This window comes from Acetivibrio ethanolgignens, from assembly GCF_001461035.1.
Classification (GTDB): domain Bacteria; phylum Bacillota; class Clostridia; order Lachnospirales; family Lachnospiraceae; genus Velocimicrobium; species Velocimicrobium ethanolgignens.
The window spans coordinates 26,405-42,963 of sequence record NZ_LNAM01000208.1 but is presented as its reverse complement, the minus strand read 5'-3'; the positions used below and the strand labels follow the sequence as shown (position 1 = coordinate 42,963).

Here is a 16,559-nt window from a genome sequence, read left to right as displayed (position 1 = left end):
TCGTTACCATGCCAACACTCTTTTTTCTCCTGAAATTCAAAAAATCTACAATTCAAAATCACAAATCATCCACACAGATCTTTATTTAAAACAGTTCCTGAAACTTTTGCTCTTATTGTAATCAATGAATTCTTCTTACACGAAAATCTATTTTTCTTTCCTGGGAAAGGTAAGTCTAAATAGATATCAGCCTCTTCCATTTTTCAGCTTCATTTAGAATACCTATTTGTTTATTTTCTGCCAATGAATATCAAGCAAAAGTAAGTTTATCATAATCCTCTATATATTACAAGAAGAGCATCTTAGAGAAGTTGAAAAGGAGCAAGTCCAAATTATTTTAATGCAATAAGCTAGGATTTCTTATAGCTTGCCAGCTCAATTAGAATGTATTATAATAGCAGAAAAAAAGGAGTCTACTATGCAGCTTTATCATATACCTGACACTTATGTTATTCTGGATTTAGAAACGACAGGGCTTTCCCCGGAAAAAGACCAGATTATTGAAATTGGAGCACTTTTTATAAAGGCTGGACAGCTAAAAGCCAAATGGAATTCTCTAATCTGCCCAGACTTTTCTCTGTTAGAGAATGAAAGCCTTTCTTCCCACACAGAAGCACTTACCCATATTACCAGAGAAATGCTTCTTTCTGCCTTACCCCTGGAGACAAAGATTGCTTCTCTTCTTGATTTCTTAGGCGATTATCCGATTGCTGGGCACCGGGTGGATTTTGATATTTCTTTTTTAAATGCTTCTCTTCAAAAAATGGGATTTGCCTCTATTCAAAATGATTTTTTTGATACTCTTTTACTCTCCCAACGGCTTTTACCAGAGCTGCTTCATCACAAGCTGGGAGACTTGGCTTCCTACTACCGAATTGATTACAGTGGTGCCCACCGGGCTCTTAGAGACTGTGAAATCACATGGCACTGCCTAAAGGCAATGGAGAAAACAGCACAGCTTTCTTTCTCTTCCAAAGCTGCCTTTGAGCGTCACTGGGAATTTGGTTCCCGGCGGATTACATCAGAGGAAATTGAGACTCAAACCTCTTCCTTTGATGAAAGCCATCCCTTTTATGGTAAAAATGTTGCCATCACTGGCATCCTTTTCACCCTTTCCCGCCGGGCGGCTATGCAAAAAGTTGCCAATCTTGGTGGCATCAACCAGGATAAGGTCAATACATTTACAGACTTTCTGATTTGTGGAAAAGGGGAAGGCTCTACCAAAGAAAAAAAAGCCCTTCGGCTAAAAACCGAGGGCTATCCAATACAGTTATTATCGGAAGAGGAATTTTTAAATCTATAATCCTGCCATATGAAACAGGAATGCCACAAAGCTGCAAAGCAGTACACCCGCTATTGTCGGCAGAAGAAGTGCTACCAGTGTCCAGCGGATGCTTCCTGTTTCTTTTTTTATCGTCATAAGAGTTGTTGCACAGGGCCAGTGCACCAGTGTAAACAGCATAGTACAAACAGCGGTTTGCACAGTCCAGCCATGGCAGATTAAAATTCCCTTCATTTCCATCAGATTTTCTATTTCTACCAGACTTCCCTGGGAAAGATATGCCATCAAAATGATTGGCATAACAATTTCATTTGCCGGAAATCCCAATATAAAAGCCAGCAAAATCACACCATCCAGTCCAAGCAAAGCCGCCATCGGCTCCAAAGTTCCTGCACAGTACAACAAAAGACTTCTGTCACCAATATTCAGATTGGCCATCAACCAGATAAGTGCTCCTGCCGGAACCGATGCTTTTATTGCCCTCAAAAGAATGCAAAGCGTCCTGTCCACAAGAGAACGCAAAAGAATCATCCCTGGCTTAGGTCTGCGATACGGTGGAAGTTCTAGAATCAACGAAGATGGAATCCCTTTTAGCAAGGTTTTACCTAACATCCAGGAGCATAAGAAGGTTAAGAGCACTCCTAGTAAAACAAGAAGGGCCAATATTCCGGCAGCCTTAAAGCTTTCCATGGAAGTCATTCCATAGCCTCCTGCTAAAAACATAGAAATCAACGCTATCAGCGTTGGAAAACGTCCATTGCAGGGAACAAAGCTATTCGTCAAAATCGCTATCAGCCGCTCCCGCTCCGAAGAAATAATGCGGCAGCCGGTCACTCCTACCGCATTGCAGCCAAACCCCATACACATGGTAAGGGCCTGCCTGCCACAGGCATGACAACACTGGAAACAACGATCCAGATTAAAAGCAATCCGCGGTAAATAGCCATAATCCTCCAAAATTGTAAATAAGGGAAAAAAAATAGCCATCGGCGGCAGCATAACCGATATAACCCAGCCTGTCACACGAAACACCCCGGATATCAGAATTTCAGAGAGAAGATTCGGCACACGCCAGGCTGAAAAAAGCAAAAAAAGCTCCTGCTCTGCCCAGAGAAAAAAATGGCTCAATCGCTGGGAAGGGTAATTTGCTCCGACAATCGTAAGCCAGAATATCAAAAACAGCAATCCAAGCATAACAGGAATCCCTGTTATTTTTCCTGTAAACAGCTTATCCAGTTTTCTGTCTTTTTTATCATGGTTGTTTCCCTTTGATATAACCACCTGCTTTGCCAGCTGCTCTGCCTGCTGCAAAAGCTCTTTTTCTTCCCCTGACTGTGCCGCTTCTATCTCTTTTTCCGGTAAAACAGGTAGTACTGCTGCCTCCTCTATTTTTTCAAACAGTTCCCTTTGATTTAACCTTCCTCTTGCACTGATTCCAATGACTGGTACTAAAATAAGCTGTTCCAGACGCTCCAAATCCAGATAGATTCCCTTTCGTTTTACTTCATCCATCAGATTTACACATACCAAAACCCGGCTGGTGAGCTGCAAAACCTGTAAAACCAGATGCAGATTCCTCTCCAGGACTGTTCCATCACAGACGACCACTACAGCATCCGCTTCCTGGCTTAAAATATAGTCCCGGGCAATCTTCTCCTCCGGCGAATCTGCAAAAAGGGAATAGCATCCCGGAAGGTCAACCAGACGATACCTGATCCCTTCTGATTCCACATATCCCTCTGCCCGGGCTACTGTCTTCCCCGGCCAGTTACCTGTATGCTGCTTTAAGCCCGTCAGCTTATTAAATAAGGTACTTTTTCCAACATTTGGATTGCCCGCAAAACAAATTGTCCGTAAAAGAACACTTTTCTCCTCTTTTCGCTCCAGTAAAATGCCCTCAATCTGTTCCGCCTCCTGCTTTCTCAAAGCCAGAATACAACCTCTTACCCGGTAAGCCTTAGGCTCTCCCAAGGGACTTTTTCCAATGCAGTCAATCACAGCTCCTTCTATAATACCGAGGTCCAAAAGACGCCGTACCAGTGTTTCTTCACCTTGTACCCTTTTTACCCGCAGGCTTTTTCCCTCCGGAAGCTCTGCCAATAGTATTGTATTCTCCATTTAGTTTCCCTTCATGGCAGACTTTTTATCAATATATGCAAAGAGAAGTTCGCTTATTCAAAAGCACCAAAATTTTCAATGAATGTGGCGATTGCCATAACCATAGATTCTGCACCGTATCCGGAGAGGCCATCTACACCAAAGACAAAAAGGACCACTTCCACGAAGTTAAATTCCACACCGACTTTTCTGATAAGCATTTTCATGAATTTTGCGGAAAAACCTGTGGTGCTATTGAAGTAGGCAACGGAAAGCATGTACACTTCCTCAAGGACTTTACCGAAGAAGAAGACGGCCATAGACATGAATTTCAGGTTGCAACACTTATTGACAGCCCTATCGACTTTAAGTGCGAATAGTTCTACGCATATTTTTCATACCTCCCGCAAAAACTAAAAGAAACACTTTTAGGAGGTAAAAGCTATGATTGACAACCAGGAGCTTCCTATCGGCTTTACAATGGAGTTAGCACAGCACTCAGATGCACTTATCCAATTTTCCAATATGGAAAAATCGGAACAGCAATCTATTATTAATCAGGCACACAATGTAAAATCCCGCGATGAAATGCGGCATTTAGTAGAATCTATCAAGTAATTCCTTCAACCATCTTCTTGGAGCAGAAGGCTTTTCCCTTCTGCTCCAAGAAGGTATTTTTCCTATTCTTCTACAATCCTGCCGAACAGTCTGATAAAATCTTTTTCCTCCTGTTCAGAGGAAGTATCGTAGTTTGTGTTAAATACCTTATTGCAACAATTCAGGAGTTGCCTTTTTACAAAAAAAGGCTGACCATATTATTAGTCAGCCTTCCATATAGATTATTCAATTATAAACCAGTTCTGCGACCAGATTTTCTTCTGCCTGCGTTCTTATAAGGTAACACCAAGTAACACGAATATTTGTTTTCCATGTTTCTTAAAGGTGCCGTTTTTCTAGTAAAAATCGGGGTAACAGGATTCGAACCTGCGACCTCATCGTCCCGAACGATGCGCTCTAGCCAAGCTGAGCCATACCCCGTAACAAAGTATATTATACTCCGTTCATTTCTGAAAATCAAGCCCTAATTTTCAAATTTTTCCACCTTCCCTATTGCAGCAGAGACAGCTTTGTATCTGCTGCAAAGCTCTGTACATTATACAAAAGCAGCACTTCCTCTATCCCATTTTGAAGGGCATAGTCCTTCACTGAAAAGTTCAGATACCGCAAATCCAGTACATGAATTTCTTCAAAATGAGCAGTTAGAAATGGAATCAGACAGTTTGCATAGGAATCCTTTGCAATCAGAAGCTTTTTTCCATTCTTCACAGAAGAGTGGATTACCAAAAGGGGCTGATTGTTATTTAAAAAGACACTGTATTTATCCTTTTTTTCCAGATAGCTTTTCTCGTATAGGGAATCAGATACCGAACCCTCTGCCATATTCTCAATTTTCACCGAAACCGGCTCCTTAGGATAAAAAAGCTCCAGAGTATCCGGCTTTGCAAAGGTTACATTGCCTGCAGAATATAAAGAACCATAAAATCCTTCTATCTGCTCTCTTGTAAAATCAGAAAGCTTCTTCGGCTCCAGTCCCATCTTGTCACACAGCCTCTCATATGCATAAAAAGCCCCTAGCGTGGTCCAGTGATGATCTGTTTTATAATAAATATATTCGTCCTTGTGTTCTTCTAATATCGGCTGTACATCCACAAAAGAAATATCCTTGGACAGAAGCTCCTCTGTCATATTAATATACTGCTCCTCACTATAAGTCGAAGCCAAAAGCGGAAGTCGCTCTTTATAAATACTGGTTGCCGTTGGTGCCAGTAAAAACCAGGTCTTAACCTCTTTTCCCAAAGCATTCATATAACCTGCATTCTTTTCTAAAAGCTTCAGGTCGGGATTTTCAAAATTCTGTAAAAGCTGTCCCTCCTTACCAAGAAAAACGCCATTACTCTCTGTTTTTCCCATAATGAGTTCTGCTGCCAGCTTCACAGAAAGAAACTGATTACGAAAAGGGAACTGGTCTGCCATATAGCATTCTACCTCTTTCCCAAAGCTACCATCCAGAACCGCCTCCTTATTAAAGCTTGGAGACTGTGCCAGGGTCCGGTTTTCCAGTTCGGAAAAGTCTTTATCCTTTCCGGATACATGGAGCACCGGTATTAAAAACAATATTACAAGAAAGGTAATTGTATACCATTTTTTACTCATTTCAGTCAGTCCTCCATTAAAAACGAAAATATAAAAACGGATTAAAGGTTGCATCTACCAGATAGGCTATACATAAAAGAAGCATTACTGTATATACCAGATACTTTACTCCCTCCGGAAGCCGTTTTTTCAGCCGTCCCATAAGAGGCGTAGAAAATAAGGAAGCCACAATAAAAAACAATGCATTTTCCTTTAACAAATACCAGCTCTGACTATTAGCTGCCCCACTGGCACCCATACCAAACATAGCACCCAGATAGGAAAATGCCTGGCTCATATCTACAAGCTCAAAAAATACCCAGCCTATTAAAACTACCAGTATCAAATATCCATGGGATACTATGGATGGCAGCTTCTCAAGCCACCTCTTTAAAAAGCTTCTTTCCAATACAAGGAGCATACCAAAATACAGCCCCCAGAAAATAAAATTCCAGCTGGCACCATGCCAGAGTCCTGTAAGGAACCACACAATCAAAAGATTTCGTAAGGTCTTTATCTTTCCCTTTCGGTTACCTCCCAGAGGAATATAAACATATTCCCGAAACCAGCTTCCAAGAGTTATATGCCATCTTTGCCAAAATTCTGTTGCACTTTTGGAAAGATAGGGATACTTAAAATTCTCCGGAAAATGGAATCCCATCATTCTTCCCAAGCCGATCGCCATATCCGAATAACCACTAAAGTCAAAATAAATCTGAAAGGCAAAAGCCAAGATTCCCAACCAGGCTGTCAGCACCGGAAGTTCTCCTGCCGGAAGAGCCTTTACCTGGCTCCATACCATTCCCAGACTGTTGGCCAGCAAGACCTTCTTTGCCAGGCCTTCAGTAAACCGCTCCACACCATCGCCAAAGCCATCGAAATCTACTTTCCGGTTAGTAAGCTCCTTCTCCACCTCAGCATAGGTTACAATCGGTCCTGCTATCAGCTGAGGAAAAGAAGCCACATAAGCACCAAAGGCAATCAGATTCTTCTGAGTCTTTATTCTCCCCCGATATCTATCAATGGTATAGGACATAGTCTGAAAGGTATAAAAGGAAATACCAATCGGCAGAGCCACATTTAAAAGCTTCAAGTCGAAACCAAACCAGTTATTCAGGCTTCCAATAAAAAAGTCTGCATACTTGAAAAATCCAAGCATGGAAAGATTCACCACAAGGGAAAGGAGCAAAGCAGCCTTTTTTGCCGCCGGATGCTCCTCATACCGTTCTATTAGCCTTCCAGCCAGATAATCTACAGATGCGTTAAAAAGCATCAGAAAGATATAAATTGGCTCTCCCCAGGCATAAAAGAATAAGCTGGATAAAAACAGCACCAGATTCTTCCCTTTTTTCGGAACCACAAAATATACCAGTAAAAATACCGGAAGAAATCCAAATAAAAAGATTAAACTACTAAAAAGCATCGTTAAAGTTGGAAACGATAGTTTCCGCCTCCCCTGAAATTACAAATAAAACATAGTTTCCCTTCACTGAAATCTGATAATTCTGTACCAGCTCATACTGGTCCGGAAGATAATGCTTCCATGTCTCTACCAAATCCGCCTGACGCTTCTTAATTCCTTCCTTTACAGTTTCAACATCCTTCTTATCCTCGACCTCAAACACCGCAATTTCATTGGCCTTTACATTCATCATCGGCATTTTTACCACATAGCTTTTCAAGATAGAGCTGTCAATTCCGTAAGCATCCTGCAGCATCTCATCGGTAATATCTGCCATACTGTAAAGTTCAATTCCATCAATTGCCTTTTCAAAAGCCTCGGAAGCATCTGAAATCTTACTTTCCTCCTTAGAAGGCTTTTTCGTGCTTTCTGGTTTTTTTGTACTTTCCGGCTTCTTCGTGCTTTCCGGCTTCTTTGTGCTTTCCGGCTTCTTAGATGGAGCTGGTTTCTCAGAAGCCTGCGGTTTTTCACTTTCCTCCGGCTTTTCAGTCGCCTCTGGAGTCTCGGTTGCTACCGGAGTCTCTGTTACAGCTGGAGTCTCTACAGCCTCCGGAGTTTCTGTTACAGCTGGTGTTTCTATTGCCGCCGGAGTTTCTGTTACTTCTACATCTGTCTTTTGGCTTCCACATGCAGTCACCGCTGCTGCTAACATAATCACTGCCATAATTCCTGTTACTTTCTTAGTCATTTTTCCATTCTCCTGTCTTTTTATTTGTATTTAGGTCATAAACTAGTATGCCTGTTTTATCCTGAAGAAGATAAAAGTCTTCACCAATGTAGACTCCTCTTACCTCCTGATAGTTCATATTTTCTGTAATAGACGCATGGTCTACTGTCAGACGCTTTACAAATCCGTCTGTTTCTTTATAAGAAAACAGATGATAGTCCTCTTCTGTCAAAAATCCAATCAGATTTTTTTCTGGATTAATTAGCACTGTCCGGTAGTCATCAAAAGCACTGCTATAAAAACACTCCGTTAACACCAGCTTTTTCTCCTCACGAAGCTCTAAAGGATTGGAAATGTCAAACATCGACAGCTTAATTCCCTCACCTTCTCCAGTCTCCGGAGCAATTTCCCTTCCTATGCCAAGGAGCTTATTCTCTCCATAAAAATGTAGATATTCTGAAACTCCGGTCACCTTCAGTTCTCCTAAAACCTCCGGCTTTTCTGGGTCTGACAAGTCCACACAAAACAGTGGGTCGATATTTCTAAAGGTTACAAAATATGCAGTATCCCCCATGAAACGGGCAGAATAAATTCTTTCTCCCTTAGCCAGTCCGGTAATGCTTCCCGCTATCTCAAGCCTTTCATCCAACACAAAAAGAGCATTTCCGCTATTTTCCTGCTGTTTGGTCGTCAATACCCTAAGATACCCATTATACTCATCTACTGAAAAGCTGTCATCCACATAGCCTGCCAGATAAACACTGCCATTTTCATGAATCTGGCCATTCCCATATCCATATCTCCAGATTCCTGTTCTTTGTTCTCCTGTCTCTACATACTCATTTCTGAAGATATAGATGTTATCCTGGCTGACATAGTACCTTCCCGCCGTAGATAGTATAGCCTTTTTATCACAGAAATCCCCTGTATTTTCCAGAGAAAGTGCTGTCATAACAAGATAGGAGCTGTCATAAACCTCTTCTGGAAGATAAATACAGTCTAAAGGTATCAAACAGCCTTCTGTTGCCGGAACATAGTCCTCTATCCGCTTTTTATTTTCTAAGTTGGGATAAAAACGACTGAAGGTATATAAAATGCCGTCCTGCAACCGGGAGGTTTCATAATATCCACTCTGGTTCAGGGTTTTCAGTTTCATGGGATTTTCCCGGTCTGTAATCTCATATAGATGAATTGCGGTATTAACACCTTTTTCCTCCATGAGTATCAGCAGATTATCCTGAATATAAAATTCACTGCCCCACTGGAAGCCTTCAATTTTAGAAACTTCGCTGACACTGCCGTTTTCCGGCTTTAAAATATGAAGCTCCTTTTTTTCTCCATCCTTCGATGTCATCAATGCATAAAGCCAGACTCCATCGGTTTTCAGAATATCGCCCTCATCTACTCCTGCTGTCCGCACATTCGTCTCACTGTAGCCTGCAGCTGCCGTAGAACTATCATTCTTCCCAGCTGCTTCTCCTTTTGGCATTTCCATGCCACTTTCTGCCAGCTGCTTAACCATAGAAATATCGTATATCTGTCTTTTCTCGGCCTCAGCCAGCAGAGTATAAATACTGTCATAATTGTCCGGCCCGACCTCTGCCTCTACAGTTTTCGGAATAGGAATGTCTGGTTCTACAGACCTTCTTTCAGCTGCCAGCTGTGGAGCCTCCTGGGTCATTTTAGGATAACCGCTCCAGATTACCATACCTACGCAAGCTGCCGCTGCTAGTCCGGCAAAGATTTTGCCATAGCTTTTCCGGGCTGTTTTTTGCTTTTTTAATTCTTTTTCTATTTTTTCCGGTGAAAGCCTTTCCGGAATTTCCAGCTGCTCTCCTTCTTCCTTCAGCATTTCCAGAATTTTTTCCTCATACTTTTCCATCGTCTCAACCTCATTTCCATATCCGGCTTTTATGTTTCCTTTTCCAGCTGCTTTTTCAGCTTATCAATAGCCCTTCGGTACTTGGAGCGGATAGTGCTGTGCTTTTTCTTTAAAACACGGGCTACCTCCTCCCCCTTATAGCCTCCGAAGACAATGAGTGATACAATCAGCCTTTCTTCCTCAGAAAGGCTCTGTAATACGGTCTGAATATAGGTTTTATCTGTATAATCCGGCTCATGGATACAGCTGTCCTCCATAAGCTCTTCCTGCTTCTCATAGAACCTACGCATCCTTCGTTTACACTGGTTTACTAGTATTTTAAAAATCCAGTTCCGAAAAGCAGCCTGATTTCGGAGCTTACCATAGCTTTCATAGGCTGCCAGCACTGTATCCATTACGGCATCCTCTGCTTCATGGACATCTCCCAAATAGTAGTATGCCAGCCGGTACAGCTCCTTATATACCAGCTCATACTGCTCCATGAACTCCCTCACCTATATTCACCTCGCTTTGAAATGCATTTCAATTATATAGTGTCAAAATCTTCTGAAAATGTTGCAAAAAAAATTTCCGTATTTTATTTTCTGCAGGGTTCTTTATCTCATACGGAAAATAAAATACGGAAAACAATATAACATCCGTGTAATAAAAAAAAGCACGAGACGGGATTCGAACCCGCGACCCTCGCCTTGGCAAGGCGATACTCCACCACTGAGCCACTCGTGCATGCTGTTGTTCTTATGACCGGATTATATAATTAAAAGATATGTAAAAATATCCGAGAGCACGAGACGGGATTCGAACCCGCGACCCTCGCCTTGGCAAGGCGATACTCCACCACTGAGCCACTCGTGCATATCGGTTGACAACGCTACCGAACGATATATATAATAGCATACCTTTTTTTCGTTGTCAACCATTTTTTTAATTTTTTGTATTTTTTTAATTTTTCTAATAATTTCGTCGTATCTGACTTTCTGTCGGAATGATAATCGCGGCTATAAAATATGCAATAATTCCCGTTCCTGTAAAGCCAAATAAAGCAAATAAAAGCCTCACAATTGTAGGATCAATTAAAATATATTCTGCAATACCGGCACACACACCACAGATCATGCGGTTACTTTCAGAACGATATAAACGCTTCATTTCCATATTTCCTCCATTCTGCTTATGTAAGCATTTCCCTTTGTTGATACCAGTATATCCCAATTTTCTTTCTTTGTTTAGTATAATTTGTAACATTTTTCATATTACAAATGTCACATTTTTTATTCGACAGGAAGATTCACCCTATCGAATTTAGAAAAGTCCATAATGCTCTAATGCATAATAAATCCCATCCTCTTCCACAGTCTTTGTAATAAAATCCACCTTATCATGAATTCCTTCGCTGTGCACTCCCATAGCAATACTTACTGCTGTCGCTGTCAGCATCGGAAGGTCATTATTACTGTCTCCAATCGAAATTGTATCCTCCATGCTCATACCCAGACGCTCTGTCAACATACGGATACCGCTTGCCTTGGAAAATCCCCTTGGAACCAGCTCATAATAGCCATTATCCCTGTCAATAAAATCAAACCAGGCTCCCAGCTCTTCCTGAAAGCCCTCCAGGTCGCTCTCCGGATTTGTCAATGTATACAGCTTATCCATAGAAATCCCAGCCTCCTGAAAAGAGCCTGCTATTTTATGAAAGCGGTCATAAAAAGCCTTCCACTCTTCAGAAAAAATCTTCTCTCTGTCATTTAAGTACAGCTTTTTATCTCCCTCTAAAATACCATCTATTTTGTATTTTTCCAAGGCTTTTACTACTTTCCCTATTACATCGTCTGCAACGGTTTGATGAAACAATACCTCGTTACGATACACTATCTTTGTTCCACAACCACAGATATAGGCGTCAAAGCCAACCTCCTGTACTCGTTTTTCTAAAAGCGGCCAGGTTCTTCCGGTATTGATTACTGCCAGATGCCCTTTCCTTTGTGCCTTGTGTATAGCCTCAACTGCCGATACCGGAATTTCACCGGTAATCTCACTTAACAGGGTTCCATCAATGTCAAAAAAGATAATTTTCCGCTTCATTTGAAAGCCTCCGTCCTTTTCTAAAACAGATATTCCGCCATGACCCGATTACTCACATCAATGCCACGTTCCGTAAGCCAAAGCTGCTTTTCATTCTGTGCTATCAGCCCATCTGCTTCCTGTTTGTTTATAGTCTCTCCGTAAACCTCCAAAAGTTCCTCTCCAAATTCTTTAAAAAACCGTTCCTTGGAAACTCCTTCCATTCGCCGGAGCCCCAGAAACATAAATTCTTCCATTTTTTCCCGCCGGGTCAGAAGGTGGTTCTCTATGTGAATTTCTTTCCTCATTTTTATTTCTTCCAAATACTCCGGAAGGAATTCTGTATTTTTCATCCGTCTACCGTCAAAACAGGAGGAGGCCCCCAGTCCCATCCCCAGATACTCCTCTCCTGTCCAGTATTTATTATTATGACGACTTTCAAAGCCGGATTTCGCATAATTTGATATCTCATACCGATGGTAGCCTGCCGCCTTAAGAAGTCTTTCCGTCAGATAATACATCTGCCGTTCTTCCCCCTCTGCAGGCAGTAAAAGCTCGTCCTTTTCCCATGCCTCATAAAATGGAGTCCCTTCTTCTATAATGAGGCTGTAGGCAGAAATATGCTCCGGCTTAAGCTCCAAAACCTTGTCGAGAGTTCTCTCATAGCTTTCCCTTGTCTGTCCCGGCAAGGCCGACATGAGATCAATATTAATATTAGAAAAACCCAGTTGCCTTGCCAGCCGGTAGTTATCTAAAAATTCCTCCCAGGTATGAATTCGCCCAAGCTTTTTTAGCTCCTCATTGTCTGCCGACTGCAGCCCGATGCTCAATCGGTTAATCCCATTTTTTTTATAGACCGCAAGCTTTTTTTCTGTAAGAGTTCCCGGATTTGCCTCCAGGGTAATCTCCGCCTCTTTTGTAATGCAGAAGCTTTCCCTAAGCTGCAAAAGAAGCTCCTCTAAAAGCTCCGGCTCCAGAATGGACGGCGTTCCACCGCCAAAAAATACAGAATCCACCTGATACTCTTTTGTTTCCTTACCCATGCATTGTATTTCTTTTTTTAAGGCCTGTACATAAGAAATCCTGTCTGTCTCCCCAGCCGGTGCCGACAGGAAATCACAATAAGCACATTTTCTGATACAGAAAGGAATGTGCAGATATAATCCCAATCTTTTCATTATTCATCATCCAGCTTCAGTACACTCATAAATGCCTTTTGTGGAATCTCTACATTTCCTACCTGCCGCATTCGCTTTTTTCCTTCCTTCTGCTTTTCCAGAAGCTTTCTCTTACGGCTGATATCACCGCCATAGCATTTGGCAAGGACATCCTTTCGCATTGCTTTTACTGTTTCACGGGCGATTACCTTACTTCCAATGGCTGCCTGAATCGGGATTTCAAAGAGCTGTCTTGGAATCTCCTCCTTCAGCTTCTCGCACATCTTTCTTCCTCTTTCATAGGCTGTATCTGCATGGATGATAAAGGACAAGGCGTCTACCTCCTCCTTATTAATCAAAATATCCAGCTTCACTAAGGAAGACGGCTGATAGCCCTTCATCTCATAGTCAAAGGAAGCATAGCCTCTGGAGCGTGATTTCAATGCATCAAAGAAATCATAAATAATTTCATTCAGCGGAAGCTCATATTTTAGCAGAGCCCGGCTTTGCTCCATATATTCCATACCAAGATAAACACCCCGGCGTTCCTGACACAGGGTCATAATTGAACCTACAAATTCCGTTGTTACCATAATCTCCGCAGAAACAACCGGCTCCTCCATATGTTCAATCTCCGATGGGTCAGGAAGATTTGTTGGATTTGTAATATCCAGTACCGTACCATCGGTCTTGTATACCTTATAGATAACACTTGGAGCTGTTGTTACCAGATCCAGATTATACTCTCTTTCCAGACGCTCCTGAATAATCTCCAGATGTAAAAGTCCCAGAAAGCCACAACGGAAGCCAAAGCCCAAAGCAATCGAAGTCTCTGCCTCAAACTGCAGGGAAGCATCATTTAGCTGAAGCTTCTCTAAGGCATCCCTAAGATCCCCATACTTGGCACCATCTGCCGGGTACACACCACAGTATACCATAGGATTTACCTTTTTATAGCCCGGAAGTGCCTCTGTACATGGATTTTGAACATTGGTTATCGTATCGCCTACACGGGTATCCTTTACATTCTTTAAGCTGGCTGTAATATAGCCTACCATACCGGCAGAAAGCTCATCACAAGGAATAAACTGCCCTGCACCAAAAATACCAACCTCAACAACCTCTGCCGTTGCCCCTGTTGCCATCATTTTCATCTGGGTGCCTTTTTTCATACAGCCATCAAAAATACGACAAAATACAATAACCCCCTTATAGGAATCATACACGGAATCAAAAATCAATGCCTTCAGTGGCTTTTCAGCATCTCCGGAAGGGGCTGGAATCTTTGTAATAATCTGTTCTAATACCTCTTCGATATTAATACCGTTTTTTGCAGAAATCAATGGTGCGTCCTCTGCATCTAATCCAATAACATCCTCAATCTCAGCTTTAACCCGGTCCGGCTCGGCACTTGGAAGGTCAATTTTATTGATAACCGGCATAATCTCCAGGTCATGATCCAGTGCCAGATAGCAATTAGCCAGGGTCTGTGCCTCAATTCCCTGTGCCGCATCTACAACCAGAATCGCTCCCTCGCAGGCTGCCAGGCTTCGTGACACCTCATAATTAAAGTCTACATGCCCTGGCGTATCAATCAGGTTGAAAATATATTCCTCTCCATCCTTCGCCTTATATACGATTCGCACAGTCTGTGCCTTAATCGTAATACCACGTTCCCTTTCCAGCTCCATGTTATCCAGTACCTGGGCCTGCATCTCACGGCTGGTCAAAAGACCGGTCTTTTCAATAATACGGTCTGCCAGTGTAGATTTACCATGATCTATATGTGCAATAATACAAAAATTACGAATTTTACTTTGGTTCATTTCCGCCATAGTTACACTCCTGTTTTCATTCTTTTCCAAATTCCATCAGCTTAGTATAACATAATACCGGACTAAGTTACAAGCTATTTTTCCTTGTGTTTCTGCATTTTTTACGCTGCAAGCCTTCTCTGCCAGAATACCTTTTTATATGAAATTCTTTATTTAAAGAATTTTCTAATATCCTGTATATCAGCAAAATAAATTCATCGCTTTCGCTCGCAAAAACCAGAATTTTAGGAAAATCGTTTCTAAAGATGTTATGATTCCTGTCTTTTCAACGGTAGAACAACCCATGGGGACTGTATATCAGGGTGAACACAAGCTTCGAAAACTTTTGTGCCGCTCTTACAGGCTTTTGAGTAAAACCTAACCGCAGTAATTGGATGTCTGAGGTATGTTCTATCCGGCTTTTATAGAACATACCGAGTTGCAATTACTGCGGTTTTATCGGGACTTTATGAAAAAGCCTGTCTAGAGCGGCTAAAAAGTTTTCGGCTTGTTTTCATCTGATATACAGCCTCCCATGGGTGGTTCTCCCGCGAAAGAGACAGGAAACATTTTTTAGAAACGATTTTTTAAAATTCTCGGTTTTTACTCAAACGAAGTCTCTGAATTCATTTTGCTGATACACAGGATATTTGCAAACTTATCAAATAAAAATTCTATATAAAAATAAATCTGAAAAAAAGACTTGTAGCGTAAAAATGCAGAAACTCAAGGCTTGCCTTGTAACACGGCATCCAGTACACGGGACAGCGGTTCCATGGCATTTTTAGCTTCCTCTACCGTATTATTCTGATTGCCCAGCTCTATTAAAAGGAAACGCTCGCAAAGATGCATATTATAGCGATACCCTTTCAGGTAGTTCGGTGTGGTAAGGGTTGGGTACAGCTCCATTGCTTTCAGCTTCATCTGCAGACTAAAAGCCAGGTTTCCCTGTAGGTTCTTGTTTTTTAAATAATCAATTTCTCCAGTTCTGCTTCGGCTTAAGCCGTTAAACATCATAAAGGTTGCTGTTGGCTTCCCATCTATCGTTGTTACCCGCTTTTCCTTTCCTCTCACTCCATCCCGGTGGAGATCTATTACTACTTGAATCGAGGGATATTTTTTCAGTTGCTCTTTCGCACCTGCCAGTGACTGATTATACGCCTTGTTCCTGTCAATTACACCCTCTATCCTATCATACTCCGTCGTATCATGAATTACGCCGTAACCAAGCTCTTCCAGCTCTTTGGCCAGCTCCTTACCAACACCTACAATACTGTCCTCCTGTCTATTCTCCCTGCTGTCAGAAAATCTTTCGCTTCCTCCATGGGTATGACAAATCAGAATCTGTGGCTTTTCTTCCTTTTCTATAGTCATATCCTTTTCCAATAGCCTGGATACCTGGAACACCTTTTTATCTACAGAGGTTGTTCCATCTACAATATAAAAATTTTTCAGAAGAAAATCCACATCCTGTGTCTTTTTCAGCTGAGCAATCAGTTTCTCATTTTTTTTCTTTATTTCGGCAAAGACTTCTTTACTATCCTCTTCATAATAGCTTTCACCGTAAATAAACGGTATTGGTGTTAAAAGATTCCCCTTTTCATATTCCAATACCAAGCCTATTTCCTCCGTTTCTTCCTCCTGCATTTCTATCCCCGTCTCTTCAGAAGATCCCAGACGGTAAAAATAGCATCCATTTTCCCAGACAGTAAATAGCCTAAGAATTCCTTCTATGGGTTTCTTTTCTTCATTTCCGCTATAATAATCAATAAACTCTGAACTCCTTTTTAATACAGATTCTCCCGTCTTTTCCAGCATAGAACCGTCGCTTTCCTTCACAATTATGTAGGAGGACAGGATAAAGATACCTGTCCAAATAAAAATATATACAAATCTCGTTATTTTTGAAAACCGCATAAAACTCCTCAGCACCATATGCTT

Annotated in this window: 15 protein-coding genes and 3 tRNA genes; 3 read left to right on the top strand and 15 right to left on the bottom strand. The window is 41.7% G+C overall.

The window, feature by feature from the left end; genetic code table 11:
* Nucleotides 1–65 precede the first annotated feature (65 nt).
* Nucleotides 66–200, bottom strand: coding sequence for a hypothetical protein (locus ASU35_RS20525; RefSeq protein WP_278278087.1), 135 nt, complete (start codon nucleotides 198–200; stop codon nucleotides 66–68).
* 218 nt (nucleotides 201–418) lie between these two features.
* Here ASU35_RS20525 and ASU35_RS16790 point away from each other — a divergent pair, with 218 nt between their 5' ends.
* Nucleotides 419–1,303, top strand: a complete 885-nt coding sequence (locus ASU35_RS16790) for an exonuclease domain-containing protein (protein WP_058354122.1) — start codon at nucleotides 419–421, stop codon at nucleotides 1,301–1,303.
* On the opposite strand, the gene ASU35_RS16785 is transcribed toward ASU35_RS16790, so the two are convergent.
* Nucleotides 1,298–3,400, bottom strand: coding sequence for a FeoB small GTPase domain-containing protein (locus ASU35_RS16785; RefSeq protein WP_083504361.1), 2,103 nt, complete (start codon nucleotides 3,398–3,400; stop codon nucleotides 1,298–1,300). The two genes, ASU35_RS16790 and ASU35_RS16785, sit on opposite strands and share 6 nt — an antisense overlap.
* Before the next feature lie 35 nt (nucleotides 3,401–3,435).
* Between ASU35_RS16785 and ASU35_RS18955 the strand changes: the two genes are divergently transcribed.
* On the top strand, nucleotides 3,436–3,759 hold the full coding sequence (locus ASU35_RS18955; protein WP_083504360.1) for a YmaF family protein: 324 nt from the start codon (nucleotides 3,436–3,438) through the stop codon (nucleotides 3,757–3,759).
* A 64-nt stretch (nucleotides 3,760–3,823) separates the two neighbouring features.
* On the top strand, nucleotides 3,824–3,997 hold the full coding sequence (locus tag ASU35_RS19795; RefSeq protein WP_172794666.1) for a hypothetical protein: 174 nt from the start codon (nucleotides 3,824–3,826) through the stop codon (nucleotides 3,995–3,997).
* A 345-nt stretch (nucleotides 3,998–4,342) separates the two neighbouring features.
* Here ASU35_RS19795 and ASU35_RS16775 read toward each other — a convergent pair.
* The 13 genes from ASU35_RS16775 to ASU35_RS16715 form a co-directional block, all read right to left on the bottom strand.
* Nucleotides 4,343–4,417 (bottom strand) — tRNA-Pro (locus ASU35_RS16775).
* A 69-nt stretch (nucleotides 4,418–4,486) separates the two neighbouring features.
* Nucleotides 4,487–5,593: a DHHW family protein gene (locus ASU35_RS16770; protein WP_058354120.1), complete on the bottom strand. Its 1,107-nt coding sequence runs from the start codon at nucleotides 5,591–5,593 to the stop codon at nucleotides 4,487–4,489.
* Between the two features lie 16 nt (nucleotides 5,594–5,609).
* Nucleotides 5,610–6,995 (bottom strand): MBOAT family O-acyltransferase, encoded by a 1,386-nt coding sequence (locus ASU35_RS16765; protein WP_058354119.1) that lies wholly within the window; start codon nucleotides 6,993–6,995, stop codon nucleotides 5,610–5,612.
* Complete coding sequence (locus ASU35_RS16760; protein WP_058354118.1) at nucleotides 6,985–7,722, bottom strand: DUF4358 domain-containing protein; 738 nt, start codon at nucleotides 7,720–7,722, stop codon at nucleotides 6,985–6,987. Before ASU35_RS16760 ends, ASU35_RS16765 begins: the two co-directional genes overlap by 11 nt.
* Nucleotides 7,715–9,583, bottom strand: a complete 1,869-nt coding sequence (locus ASU35_RS16755) for a beta-propeller domain-containing protein (protein ID WP_058354117.1) — start codon at nucleotides 9,581–9,583, stop codon at nucleotides 7,715–7,717. The genes ASU35_RS16760 and ASU35_RS16755 overlap by 8 nt, the downstream gene beginning before the upstream one ends.
* A 29-nt stretch (nucleotides 9,584–9,612) precedes the next feature.
* Complete coding sequence (locus ASU35_RS16750; RefSeq protein WP_058354116.1) at nucleotides 9,613–10,065, bottom strand: RNA polymerase sigma factor; 453 nt, start codon at nucleotides 10,063–10,065, stop codon at nucleotides 9,613–9,615.
* A 172-nt stretch (nucleotides 10,066–10,237) separates the two neighbouring features.
* Nucleotides 10,238–10,309, bottom strand: a tRNA-Gly gene (locus ASU35_RS16745).
* A 57-nt stretch (nucleotides 10,310–10,366) separates the two neighbouring features.
* Nucleotides 10,367–10,438: transfer RNA gene (locus ASU35_RS16740), tRNA-Gly, on the bottom strand.
* A 96-nt stretch (nucleotides 10,439–10,534) separates the two neighbouring features.
* On the bottom strand, nucleotides 10,535–10,738 hold the full coding sequence (locus ASU35_RS16735; protein WP_058354115.1) for a PspC domain-containing protein: 204 nt from the start codon (nucleotides 10,736–10,738) through the stop codon (nucleotides 10,535–10,537).
* A 147-nt stretch (nucleotides 10,739–10,885) separates the two neighbouring features.
* The gene (locus ASU35_RS16730) at nucleotides 10,886–11,668 is read right to left on the bottom strand and encodes a Cof-type HAD-IIB family hydrolase (RefSeq protein WP_058354114.1); all 783 of its coding nucleotides are present in this window, start codon (nucleotides 11,666–11,668) and stop codon (nucleotides 10,886–10,888) included.
* 20 nt (nucleotides 11,669–11,688) lie between these two features.
* Nucleotides 11,689–12,825, bottom strand: a complete 1,137-nt coding sequence (gene hemW / locus ASU35_RS16725) for a radical SAM family heme chaperone HemW (protein WP_058354113.1) — start codon at nucleotides 12,823–12,825, stop codon at nucleotides 11,689–11,691.
* On the bottom strand, nucleotides 12,825–14,639 hold the full coding sequence (gene lepA, locus ASU35_RS16720) for a translation elongation factor 4 (RefSeq protein ID WP_058354112.1): 1,815 nt from the start codon (nucleotides 14,637–14,639) through the stop codon (nucleotides 12,825–12,827). The genes hemW and lepA overlap by 1 nt, the downstream gene beginning before the upstream one ends.
* A 705-nt stretch (nucleotides 14,640–15,344) precedes the next feature.
* Nucleotides 15,345–16,553 carry a stage II sporulation protein P gene (locus tag ASU35_RS16715; RefSeq protein WP_058354111.1) on the bottom strand — a complete coding sequence of 403 codons (1,209 nt, stop codon included), beginning with the start codon at nucleotides 16,551–16,553 and terminating at the stop codon, nucleotides 15,345–15,347.
* Nucleotides 16,554–16,559: the final 6 nt, after the last annotated feature.